Origin of the sequence: Paenibacillus sp. NPDC101420 (assembly GCF_050277435.1) — a bacterium.
Classification (GTDB): domain Bacteria; phylum Bacillota; class Bacilli; order Paenibacillales; family Paenibacillaceae; genus Paenibacillus_AQ.
Genome location: NZ_JBNNSE010000002.1, coordinates 401,497 through 414,215, shown reverse-complemented (window position 1 = coordinate 414,215; position 12,719 = coordinate 401,497). Strand labels below are relative to the sequence as shown.

The 12,719-nt window shown below is 44.1% G+C and carries 10 protein-coding genes; 1 reads left to right on the top strand and 9 read right to left on the bottom strand.

The genetic code is table 11. The annotated features are described in order from the left end of the window. Positions 1-631 precede the first annotated feature (631 nt). Both ACQKMP_RS10620 and ACQKMP_RS10615 read right to left on the bottom strand, forming a co-directional pair. On the bottom strand, positions 632-1,057 hold the full coding sequence (locus ACQKMP_RS10620) for a stage V sporulation protein AB (protein ID WP_339242777.1): 426 nt from the start codon (positions 1,055-1,057) through the stop codon (positions 632-634). Then, complete coding sequence (locus ACQKMP_RS10615; protein WP_042190298.1) at positions 1,054-1,716, bottom strand: stage V sporulation protein AA; 663 nt, start codon at positions 1,714-1,716, stop codon at positions 1,054-1,056. The genes ACQKMP_RS10620 and ACQKMP_RS10615 overlap by 4 nt, the downstream gene beginning before the upstream one ends. A gap of 263 nt (positions 1,717-1,979) precedes the next feature. Here ACQKMP_RS10615 and ACQKMP_RS10610 point away from each other — a divergent pair, with 263 nt between their 5' ends. Further along, positions 1,980-3,014 carry a glycoside hydrolase family 53 protein gene (locus ACQKMP_RS10610; protein WP_042190300.1) on the top strand — a complete coding sequence of 345 codons (1,035 nt, stop codon included), beginning with the start codon at positions 1,980-1,982 and terminating at the stop codon, positions 3,012-3,014. A gap of 54 nt (positions 3,015-3,068) precedes the next feature. On the opposite strand, the gene ACQKMP_RS10605 is transcribed toward ACQKMP_RS10610, so the two are convergent. From ACQKMP_RS10605 to ACQKMP_RS10575, 7 genes are all read right to left on the bottom strand, one after another. Further along, positions 3,069-4,115 (bottom strand): arabinogalactan endo-1,4-beta-galactosidase, encoded by a 1,047-nt coding sequence (locus ACQKMP_RS10605; protein ID WP_339242780.1) that lies wholly within the window; start codon positions 4,113-4,115, stop codon positions 3,069-3,071. 2 nt (positions 4,116-4,117) lie between these two features. Further along, a complete protein-coding gene (locus ACQKMP_RS10600; RefSeq protein ID WP_042190304.1) occupies positions 4,118-4,996 on the bottom strand; it encodes a carbohydrate ABC transporter permease in 879 nt (292 codons plus the stop codon). Between the two features lie 24 nt (positions 4,997-5,020). After that, complete coding sequence (locus ACQKMP_RS10595; protein WP_042129685.1) at positions 5,021-5,911, bottom strand: ABC transporter permease; 891 nt, start codon at positions 5,909-5,911, stop codon at positions 5,021-5,023. A gap of 247 nt (positions 5,912-6,158) precedes the next feature. Further along, the gene (locus tag ACQKMP_RS10590; RefSeq protein ID WP_339266231.1) at positions 6,159-7,862 is read right to left on the bottom strand and encodes a sugar ABC transporter; all 1,704 of its coding nucleotides are present in this window, start codon (positions 7,860-7,862) and stop codon (positions 6,159-6,161) included. Between the two features lie 109 nt (positions 7,863-7,971). Continuing rightward, on the bottom strand, positions 7,972-9,612 hold the full coding sequence (locus ACQKMP_RS10585; protein WP_042190308.1) for a response regulator transcription factor: 1,641 nt from the start codon (positions 9,610-9,612) through the stop codon (positions 7,972-7,974). Positions 9,613-9,623: 11 nt separating this feature from the next. Continuing rightward, positions 9,624-11,375: a sensor histidine kinase gene (locus ACQKMP_RS10580; RefSeq protein WP_427469356.1), complete on the bottom strand. Its 1,752-nt coding sequence runs from the start codon at positions 11,373-11,375 to the stop codon at positions 9,624-9,626. A gap of 304 nt (positions 11,376-11,679) precedes the next feature. Continuing rightward, entirely contained in the window at positions 11,680-12,639 is a 960-nt protein-coding gene (locus ACQKMP_RS10575) for a DMT family transporter (protein ID WP_339242787.1), read from the bottom strand. Positions 12,640-12,719 lie beyond the last annotated feature (80 nt).

Below are 12,719 nucleotides of genomic sequence, written 5' to 3'. Positions count from 1 at the left end.
TCTGAATCTAAGCCGAATAACCTGGCAAAAAATCCTTTACCAGGCTCATTCTGCTCCTGATTTCCGAGCTCATCTGACGCCTCTGCATCCTGCTGCCCGGAATCGGGCTGAGCTGATGCTTCAGCGTTTTGCTCTTCTGCCCCTAGCTCCGCAGCTGCTTCTGTATCCTGTTGCCCGGAATCGGGCTGTGCTGACGCTTCGGTACTCTGCTCTTCTGCCCCCAGCTCCTCAGCTGCTTCTGCATCCTGCTGCCCTGAATCCGGCTGAGCTGATGCTTCAGCGCTTTGCTCTTCAGCGCTTTGCTCTTCTGCCCCTAGCTCCTCAGCTGCTTCTGCATCCTGCTGCCCTGAATCCGGCTGAGCTGATGCTTCAGCGCTTTGCTCTTCTGCCCCTAGCTCCGCAGCTGCTTGTGCATCCTGCTGTTCTTGACTCGGATCAGCTGCTGTAGTATTTTCCGCCGGATCTGCGTCTTCACTGGTCATAGAAGCTCCATTAACCTCGGTATGATCATCAACTAGATCCTCTGCGGTATTCTTCATTGCTGCGGCAGCCGCAGCGTTTTCTTCCTGATGATCCTCTTCTGGCACAGAATCACCGCTGTGAATAAATTTGCTCATTCCATAACCCCCGTTTACTGTCGGTATACAAACCAGTCGAACAAAGAACCCGCGACCTTCCCGCTTACCATCGCCATTAACAGGCCGAACAGATAATGTGTCATGTTCAAGCGTTTAGCGAGTATCGGCAGCACATTTAATACCTCGGTCAATGCTGCAGCAAGCATCCCGACAAAAATCCCGTCAAAAAGTCCTATACCAAGTTCAACTAAAGGACCTGAGGATATTTTCCAATTCCAAAAATCACTTACGGTTCCTAGCAATGATCCAGCTACCATCGCACCCTCGTACCAATGTACTTTATCGTAAGAAGAAGTTAATTGAGCCAGACGGGGCACCATGTCGAGAACCACAAATAAAGCGATCACACCACCACCTACTGCGATCCCCCCTGCAATACCCAGCAGCAAATTCAACCCTAGTGTTATAGGTGCCGTCATCTTCCGTCCTCCACGTTCTCTGGTTGATTTTCTCCACGGCGCCTCATTTTGCTATACTCCTCATTGATGACGTATTGGTCGATATTTTTCTGATACAGGTACATTTCCACTTCTAGCGGTGTAGGCTCTTCATTCCACTTTTTCTTAAATAAATGGTTGAAAAAAATGACCATCCCAAAGCCGATTCCCAGCGAATACGCAATCTGAAATACAACCGGATGCTCATCCCGATGACCGGTGATCATCTCCACGATTCGGATTTGAACCTCCTGCATGTTTACATCTGCATGGAAATTCATGATGGTCAGCGCAGACCCAAAGAACAGCAGCAGCCACACTAAGACAAACATCGCTACTGAAGGCTTCCGCCTCTCCACTGGACCTTCAATCTGAACAATCGTTCTCCCTTCGCCGATCGGCTCAATGTCCGCTTCCGGCAAAAGCTCATAAATGCGGGGAATAACCATCAGAAGATCAATCAAAATTAGATTGCCGTCACTTTGCTCTGGCTTCATTAGCAGAATAGATTCCAGCGACTCTTTCAGCTCTGGCTCCGCGATCAAAAATGCAATATCACCCAATGTGACACCTTTACCTTTGGGCACCGTCACCCGGTTCTTAAGCTGTATATAGATGGCGGGAGCAGAATGTTGTTTCATCCGCATTCCTCCTAAAGGTTGTGGTCAAGTAGCTCCGGTGCAAGATAACGGTAGTATGGGAGTAAAGCCTTATTTTTACTCTTTTAGCTCTGAATCAATTTCCAAAGATGCTGAAATGTTGAATTTTTATTGGTATCGGAAATGCTTACCCCACCTTACAATCTTGTTATAAAAGAGAAAGGGAGGAGTTTTATGTAAACGGATACAACCATCGCTAAACTAAGGGCGCCTGTTGTTAAAATCCTAATCCGGAGGTTATGATCATGAACAAACAGAACTCAAAAACAACGTTCAAATTGTTCGTTTGCCTGTCTCTCGTGTTTAGTATGTGTTTCAACTTTGGTAATAACAAACCAGCGGAAGCTGCTACGACTTTTGCAAAAGGGGCTGATGTAGGCTGGTTATCGGAGATGGAGTACTATAATTGGTCTTTTTACAATGATAACGGTGTGAAACAAGACCTACTGCAAATTCTCAAAGATCACGGAATGAACTCCATTAGACTACGGGTCTGGGTTAACCCTTCCATTAATTTCTCTAACAAAGCCGATGTTGTGAAACAGGCCGTTCGGGCCAAGAACATGGGTTTCCGAATCATGATTGACTTTCATTACAGTGATACATGGGCAGATCCCGGCAATCAGAAGAAACCTGCTGCCTGGACCAGCAAGAACTTTACAGCTCTAAAGACAGCGGTATATGACCACACGTATGATGTTATGAATACACTCAAAGCTAGCGGTGTTACGCCGGAATGGGTACAGGTAGGGAACGAGACGAATAATGGAATGCTTTGGGAGGATGGAAAGGCTTCTGTAAGTATGAGTAATTTTGCTGCGTTGATCAATTCAGGATATAGTGCAGTAAAAGCGGTCAGTAGTAGTTCAAAAGTCATCGTCCACCTCTCTAACGGCTACGACAATTCCTTATTCCGCTGGATGTTTGACGGTCTGAAGTCTAACGGTGCCAACTATGATGTGATCGGCATGTCACTCTATCCTACTACAAGCAACTGGTCTACACTGAATGCTCAGACATTAACGAATATGAATGATATGGTTGCCCGGTATGGTAAAGAAGTGATCATTTCTGAGGTCGGGATGGACGTTAGTGCTCCAACAACGGCTAAAGCTTTTCTTACCGACATCATTAGCAAAACAAAATCGGTAAGTGGCGGCAAAGGGCTTGGCGTGTTCTATTGGGAGCCGGAGAGTTATGGTACATGGTACGCTTACACAAAAGGTGCCTTTGATTCTTCTGGTAAGCCTACGGTGGCTTTAGATGCCTTTTTGAATTAAAAAAGAAGACAGCCACGGTGCTTAACCATTGGCTGTCTTCTTTTCTAATAATCTTTAGAAATGGAGCGAATCCAGTTTCTTACCTTCAAAATCAAATAGAGCTAAATTGGACCACCCATTCTCATGCCCGACAGACCATTCCTTTTGCGAAGGAATCCAAGCAGGCTCCCAGTAATAAAAGCCGATTCCTTTTCCGTTAGGTGTATTCTCAATTACGTTTATGAAATCCTTCATATACTTAGCTTGACCTTCTACTGTGGCTGGATAACCTTCATGGAGCTGGGCTTCCTCATTCACAATTACTGGAAATCCTTCAGGTGCATTCAGTGTCCATGGATAGGCTGTTTCCACCACAATGATATCCTTGTTATAACGCAGCGCTAATTCGTTCAGGTTAAGCTGCAAGTCTTCCAAAGTACCATGCCACCAAGAGTAGAATGATAATCCGATAACATCATAATTTACACCATGTTCTAAGAAACGATCAAAAAAGTTACGGCTCGCCGGATGATCAGCACCCCGGTCAATATGGATCATGATGGACAAGTCAGAATCGACGGACTTCGCACCCGCTATACCTGCTTTAACTAGCGTAGTGAACTGCTCCCACTGCTCCGGAGTATCACAATCTCCATCCACCTTGCCTTCTCCCCATAACATGCCTGGCGTAATTTCATTACCGATCTGCACCATATCGGGCAGTGTGCCTTGGGACTGTAAAGCTTTAAGGGTCTCGCGTGTATAATCATACACGGCGGATGTCAAACCACTGAAGTCAAGTGCCTCCCAAGCTTTTGGCTTCCATTGGTTAGCTGGATCCGCCCATTTATCTGAATAATGAAAATCCAGTAGAAAATCCAGCCCTGCTTCTTTGATCCGCTTTGCCATAACCAGCGTCCGTTCCAAATTGCAAAAGACGCCTGGAGGGTCATTCCAAATCCGCAGCCGTATGGCATTTACTCCATTGTCCTTAAGGATGTGGAGTAAATCCTCACCTTCCTCAGCGTTCCGAACAGAGCGACTATGGAATTTGCCTCCACCCTGCTCTATTTCATCCAAAAACGAGATGTCCATTCCATTAATAAATGTCGTTATCATCATCCCTACTCCTTTACAGAACCAAGTGTCATTCCTTTAACAAAATACTTCTGCAAAAATGGATATACGATTAGAATAGGAGCAGCCCCGATAAAGATTTGCGCGGCTCTAACCGTTGTCTGCGAGATTAATTCCATCTCCTTCGGATTAATGCTCATGGAGCTCATATCCCGTTGAATGATAACGGTCTGCAGAAAGGTCGCCAGCGGAAACTGCTTGGAATTGTTCAAGTACAATAGTCCATCGAACCAGGAGTTCCAGTGGAACACCATACTAAACAGTGCAATCGTCGCAATCGATGGTAATGAAATCGGTAAGTAAATGCTGAACAAGGTACGGAAATGTCCTGCGCCGTCAATTAGCGAAGCTTCCTCCAAATCTTTAGGAATACCGCGGAAGAAGTTCAGCATCAGAATTACCAAGAATGTATTCACCGCACCTGGCAGAACGAGTACCCAGAAGGAATCCATTAAGCCAATCTTTTGAATAACAATATAGAATGGAATCAGACCACCATTAAACACCATGCTGAACACGAACAACCAGGAATAAACATTCCGGCCTTTGAAGGCTGAGTTTTCCTTAGATAGCGGATAAGCTGCCAGAAAAGTAATCAGAAGCGTAAGTCCGGTTCCGAGTACAGTTCTTTGTACGGATACCCATATAGAGTGTAGGAATATCGGATTATTCATTGTCTTTTTATAAGCTTCCAGAGAGAACTGCTTTGGCCACAAGCCCACCAGATTGGCATCAGCCGCAGACTTGGCACTGAAAGATACAGCTAATACGTGAATCAGAGGAACAATACACATGAGTGCGAGTATGATCAGAAAACAAGTATTGAATATGTTGAAAATACGATAACCTCTAGTTTTGTAATACATAGGTCTCCCTCTTCCATTGGTAGTTTAGAAAATGCGATATCCTGCCCATTTTTTAGCTAGACTGTATGATACAAGGATTAGGACCATACTAATGGCTGACTTGAACAGTCCGATTGCTGTACCAAAGCCCATCTCACCATTCAGAATAGCTGTCCGGTATACGAAGGTGTCGATAATATCGCCTTTCTGATAGACCAGCGGATTGTAGAGGTTAAAGATCTGGTCAAACCCTGCATTCAATACATTTCCGAGAGCCAGAGTACCTACCACAACAACCATTGGCAGTAGAGAAGGCATTGTGATAAAACGTGTCTGTTTCCAGCGGGTTGCACCATCTATTTCAGCAGCTTCATATAATGAAGGGTTAATTCCTGCTAGAGCAGCCAGGAAGACGATCGTGTTATAACCAAATTCCTTCCATACATCCGTGAGAATGACCGTGAACCTGAACCAGTTATTATCTCCTAAGAAAAAGATGGGTTTAATCCCCATACTGCCGAGGATCTGATTGACGAAGCCATCTGTAGCAAGCAAATCTAGCAAGATCCCGCCAAGGATGACCCAAGACAAGAAGTGAGGTAAATAAACCAATGTCTGAATTGTACGCTGTATATAAACCTTGCGAATCTCATTCAAAAGAATGGCGAACACAAATGGCACAGCCAGATTGAAGATCATCTTCAGAACGGCAATAATCAATGTGTTCCAAATGACCTGCATGCTGTCATTACGTTCAAATAGATAGCGGAAATTATCTAATCCAACCCACGCTGATCCCGAAATTTTTAGCCATGGCTTATAATCCTGAAACGCCATCACAATTCCGCCCATCGGTATAAAGCTGAAGATGATCAGGAATATCATCGCCGGCAGCAACATTAAGTGAAATGGCCATGTTTTTTTAAGTGTTCTCATCCTTGGTCCCCCATATCGTGTCAAGTTCTTCTGTAACCATACTCAAATTATAGCAACGACAGGATTCCCCAAATAGCGAGCAAAACCAATATATATGGTACAAAACCAATCTCTTTACCGTATAGAAACAGAAGCAAATTTATACAAATTCGGATAACCGCTAACGCAAAAGGAGACCGTTCCCACAGCTAAATAAACAGCTGAGGAAACAGTCCCTAATTGTGCTACTTATACCCTTAACAGAGCATTATTTTACGCTGTCATACCATTCATTTACTTCTTTAGTGATTTGGTCGCCGCCGCCTGATTTCCAGGTCGCTACGAAGGTATCGAAAGCTTCTAGTGGCTTGTTGCCATAGATGATCTCATTAAACGTTTGGTTCTCAATTTTGTTCAGATAATCCATCTTCGATTTCATAGTTTCAGTAGTAGGACCGGTGAACATATTTTTGAAGGATTTATCCTCTTGTGCCAGCAGAACCTTTGCAGCTGCAGGGGTATCCTTACCATAGTTCACAGCTACATCCTTCTCCAAACGAGTGGTTGGTTCAGCACCATCTGCAAGATTAAGAAGGGCTTTCATTTGGGCATCCGGAATCCGGGCACCGTCACGAACCAGCATATAACGAACGCTGTTCACATAACCACCAGCAATTTTATCATTTTCAATCATCTTACCGTTTGCATCTAGTTCATAGTCATATCCTGCGAAGAGGCCATTATCCAGCTCGCTACCAGGCTTAGGATCAGCGAAGTTATCGAACAGATAGTTTTGATAGGTGAAGAATGCTTCTGGATTTTTCATCTTAGTGCTAATCAGAGTTACACCGTTGGTGAACTGTGTTCCATGACGCATAACTTTACCATCTGGTCCCGCTGGAATTTCAATTGGAGCCCATACAGCATCCGGAGCATTCTTCACAGTATCTTGAAGCGGCCAACCGCTCATCCAGTAAGGTCCTGGGAGAATACCTGCTGTACCCGCCACTGCCGGCTCAGCTGTTTTGTTCTCATCCCAAAGCGCTGCTTCTTGAGGAATGTAACCTTTTGCGAGCCATTCCTTCATTTTTTCCAGCCCTTGCTTCATACCTGCATTTACAGAGCCGTATTCCAATTTACCATCAGCATCAAGATTCCATTGCTGCGGAAGCGTTCCATAAGCACCGAAGATCCAGGAAGGATCGCCCATCCAAGTGTTCATCGATGTCTTAAAGCCGATACTAAGCGGAGTTACCTTGTCTGGTGCCAAGCCATCAGGGTTCTGATTCTTGAATGCATCCATAACTTTTTCTAGCTCATCTATCGTTTTAGGTGCTTGCATATTTAGCTTGTCCAGCCAATCTTGGCGGATCCAAAGAATGTAATCATGGTTGTACGCGTAATCGAGAACAGGCAGACCCATTCTTTTGCCATCACGGCTGTATTGGTTCCATACGTTCGGATCCTGTGCCATGGCTTCTTTCCAAGTAGCTGAAGCGTATTTATCAAACAGTGTTCCCACTTCAGCATACATACCGGAATCGATCAAATCCTGAGCAATCGTGCTATCACCCGTACCGATCGTTACAACATCGGGCATTTCCTGACCAGATGACATCGACAGGCGCAGTTTGGTTCCAAAAGCACCATTCGTATCTGTAATGGACCAAAGTGATTTTATATTGATGCCGAACTTTTCTTTTGTCCACTTCGTAGCTACGTTATTCTCAATGCTTTCCCCGTTCTTGAATTTAAGCTCAGGGTCAACACCCCATACCGTTGTAATGGTTACCTCAGGATCATATTTATCCTTGTAGGCGTTTTCAGAATTAGATGTTGTATTGGTAGTCGTATCACCGGCTGTATTCTTTCCATCAGCAGCATTATTGCCCGAACAACCTGCGAGACTACCTACCAAAAGCATACTCATACACAGGAGCGGCAGCCATTTTTTTCTCTTCATCGCGCTCATTTTGTTCCCCCTTAGATTCCTTAAGTGTTGGTTATGACTTAATTATAGGGAACGAAGATGATGTCGAATACGTCATTTAAACAAGGTTTCTGCACCTTTCTCAACCTCTCTATCCGTCACGAAACTCATTTGGTGTCATATTGTAATGCTTTTTGAACATTTTGCTGAAATATTGCGGATTCTGATATCCAAGTTCGGTCGTGATTTCATAGATTTTTTTATTCGTATTCTTAAGTAGATAAAGTGCACGTTCCATCCGCATGCGGATAATATAGTCTCCGAGCCCTTCTCCTGTCTCTGCCTTATATATTTTAGATAAGTACACAGGGTGCAGATACACATGATCCGCTATCGTCTTGACCGACAGATCATGCCCAGAATGGTTCCCTACCAGCTCATGTACCTGCTTAATAATGTAACTTTTCGTGTTCTGATCACTTTCTGAGAGTTCCTTCTGAAGCTTGTTTAGCATATCGAACGCCCAGTCCTTCAGCTTGTCAAAAGAAACAATGATGCTCTGAGTCAACATCGGATCGAACGCATATTGGTCGATTTGTGAGATGAACTGCCCCCCTTTGTGAGCAATGTACATGAATGCATTAGTAATGGACAGAAAGACTTCATACAGATGCTCACTTGAAAAGCGTGCATTCTCCATATCTCGGAACACATCAGCTATCTTCTGACGGGCTGTATCCCATTGTTTAGATTCCAGCAAATGAATGAGCGTTGGCGGACGATAAAGACTTTCGAGTGATTTGATGCTCATCATCTCCTGAAGATGACGATCCCCCAGATAAAGTACCGAGCCTGTTTCATTATGTGTTGTCAAATACATTGAACTTAAGCCACTTCGATAGGCAGCCGTCATCCCTTCGGGAAAAGCAAACCACTCCGTTACGATAAGCGATATCTCACCCTTCAGGTAGTTACTCACACTAATTCTGAAGTTAGCAATCGCTGACTTAAGGATCTGTTGTCTCGCAGCATCGTAATTATTCGACTTCTCTAACTCTCGCTGGATGACTGGCTTCAGTTCCACAAGCAAAATTAAACAATCATGTGGTGCTTTGCAAAACCAGACATGGAACTGCTCCTTAAAGAGCTCCTCGGCAATATTGCCGATGGCATATTCCATTAGGGAAACCGAATGATGATCCATTGCGGCGTAATGTTTACCCAGCTGAATCAATAACATCGCCGCTTCAACATCTGATTCGAAAGAGATTTCATATTCCTTAAGCTTTAATGCAAGTGTCCGCTCAGACAGCACTCTACCAAGTAGTAACTCATGCATCAAGTTGGCCCGCAAAACACTGTAATCGGCTTTGCGATTATAGAGTAGCAAATGATATTTATCATGTGCCTCCCATTCGTCTTTTAGAGACTCAATCGCTCCGGAGATACTATTGATAAATTCCTCATCACTTACTGGCTTCAAAATATAATCAAAAGCCTGTAGCTGAATCGCCTTCTTAGCGTACTGAAAATCAGAAAAACCTGTCAGCAGAATCGACCGGATATCCGGCCATCTCTCGCTCACCGTTTCAATTAATTGCAAACCGGACATTCCAGGCATCGAAATATCAGTAACCATGATATCTATGTCCTGCTGTTCCAATATTTCCAGAGCCTCGGCACCCGATGCCGCCTGATGCACTTGCTTTACGCCAATCTCGTCCCACGGAATCGTGCGGGCCAGACTTTCTGTTACATAAGGCTCATCATCGACTAACAATATCTCTATCATCATATTCCCTCCTAGATGTCATCCATATTATTGTCAGTTAACGGTAACAACCACTGAAGTTTAACCTGCAATCCTCCGAGTGATGATGGTGCAATCGTCAATCCTGCATCCTCACCAAAACGCAGCCGCATTCTCTGATGCACATTCCAAAGCCCGCAGCCCATTTCTTCATCCATCGCTTTGCCTAGCTTATTTTCCAATACGATAATTTCCTCCGGGGTCATGCCTTTTCCGTCATCCTCAACCGTTAATGTCATAACTCTTCCGTTGCATGTGCCCGTAATTCGCACCAGCCCCTCTTTAGAGACAGGTTCAATCCCATGGATAACCGCATTCTCGACCAAAGGCTGAAGAACCAACGGAGGAAGATCTCTTTTCCGCATTTGCGGCGGGATATGAACTTCATATTGAAGTCTGCTCATCCTCATTTTTTGGATCTCCAGATAGTGAGTCACAAATTCCGTTTCTTCAGATAAAGCGACAAGATCGCGTTCTTGGCGGGTCGTATATCTGTAATACCGGGATAAATTATGCGACATACCGACGACAGCACCCATATTATCGAGCTTCGCCATACTCGTAATAAATGAGAAGCAATTATAGAAGAAATGCGGATTAATCTGGGATTGAAGCTGCTTTAATCTAGCTTCTCGAACATGGATCTTTTCCATTAACACATTCTCAATCAGCTTCTGAATCTGTTCCACCATGCTATTAAACCTTCCGGACAGAAAGCTGAACTCATTCTTACCTTTGATCTCCACCCGCGCAGAGTAGTCTCCTTGCTTCAACCTCTGGAAGCCTCCAACCAATAATCGAACGGGCACCTGCACCTGAACATACAGTAGATAGGCTACGAGACAGCTCATTAATAACAATGCACCAATAGCAAAATAAAATAAGCGATTGGAGGTTTGGATCGGATGCAGTATTTCTGACAGCGGCATATAGTCGATCAAATACCAGCCCATTTTATCCGAATAGACTATGTTTACACTGTAGGACTCACCATTAATGTTGACGGTACGATTTTCGCTTTGCTTCAGCTGCTCTTGCTCCAGCCTTTTTACCAATTCATTAGCTAGCAGCTTGTCAGCACTACGGTTAAAGATAAGACCAGTTCCCTGTTTATAATAAAAAGGATCTCTCCTGCCATCACTTTTGAATTTATCCAGCATATCTTCAATGTTTCGGCTGTCAAACTCCACTTTCATAATCGTATTGGCCTTTTCAGGAGTGAACTCTGACATGAAGGGGGTAAAAGAAAACCAAGAGAACACAAAATGGTCGCCATCTTGCTCAATGATCTTTTCTACATGCCAGCCTGACTTTACTTCCCGCTTCAAATCCTCATCCGAATACGGTATAGCATCATTCTCTGACACCATTCGGTGGATGGACGGTGAATATAGATACAACTTACTCTTCCAGTTGGAGGAGCTTTCCTGAATACTGATTTTGGTCTGAATCCGCTTAATCGTGTTTATCGCATCCAGGTTCAAATGTGTTCCCTTCAAATAAGTATCCTTTAAGCTCAAAATATCAGGATCATGAATGAGCAGGATCGGCCAGGAGGACAACAGCTCCATATTGCTCTCTACTTGATTCTGAAAAAAACTGAGCTGATTGCTGTTCGAAGTATTTAACTCCGTACGTAGCACATCCGTGGTCGTCTTATTGGAATAGAAATAGAGGATCGTAATAGGAATCAGCATGATGACCATGATACTTACGATTTTGGTAAATAAATTAAATCTATACACTTTCCTTCACACTCCGACTCAAATGTCATAGCCTCTATTGTACAAATAATCTTCATTAACGCATAGATAATTTCTCCCTGCAAAATGAGGTAGACAAGTGATAGCTTGTTCAAGCACTATTATCGTCCTCTCTATTGTAAAGGCTTAAATTATTGCGCTATATGCTACGTACGAAACATTTCTGCAGTTTTTGCAGTCTAATGTATTGTAAAGACATACAAAAAGGGATGATCCGAAAGCCGCTAGGCATTCCAGTTCATCCCTTTATACTTTATTTAGTTCAATCTATACAATCAGAGTCTGTTCAGAGCGTTTGTGCTTTAGATTGTTGACTCGATATGAAGAATAAAGCGGTCCAGATCAACGCGAACCCGATAATTTGCGGTAGCGTGACGAGCTGCTGGAATACGATCCAGTTAATGATTACTCCCGTCATAGGAAAGCTTAGTTCAGCCAATGTAGCGAAGGAAGCTTTAGTAGTGCTTAGTCCTTTGTAATACATCAGCATACTGAGTAGTCCTGGCAGCAGAGCCTGCAGCAACAAATTAATGGCTATGGCAGCAGATGCACCAAACCCACCATTAATCTGCCAAGGAGCACCTTCTAATGTGGTGATAACGAAAAGCAACGGCAGCGCCAATATAAATCTTAGGGAAGTCACTGTCTCATATTTCATAGACCCAAGCAGATAACGTCCCATTACTGTTGAGCCACCCCACAATGCGGCCGCTCCTAAGGCCATCAGACTGCTAACACCGATAAAGTTGTTCACATGTCCGAATGGAATACTCCAGCCAAAGGTCAGCAGATAGGTTCCTACCAGTGCCACAATAATGAGGATTCCGAAATTTTTAGGCAGACGTTCTTTAAGAATTAAGGCTGCAAGCCCGATAGCGAATATCGGCTGAAGCTTTTGCAGCAACAGCACAGCATTCAAATCCCCACTGGAGAGTGCCATCGTAAATAGAATTGTCGCCCCGGCAGAACCTCCCCAGGAAACAATTAGCAAAGCTCCAATCTGGCGAAATCCAATACCTTTTAGCTCCTCCCGGTGACGCCAAAGAACAGGGGAAGCAGCCAAGAAAAGCACCACATGCTCCAAAAGAACAATTTGCGATGAGGTCAAAGATTTTAAGAGGATAATACGAAAGAGCGGATCAACGCCCCATAGTGCTGCACCGAACACAACGAGCCAAAACCCACTGCGTAACGGCGACGTGCTGCTTACCTTACTAGCTGATGATGAAGCTGTTACATTACTCATAATTCCATTCTCCTTGTCGATACAAACCCTCGATAAGAGACCAAAAACCCCCGAATCACCATAAAAGGTCGACTCGGGGG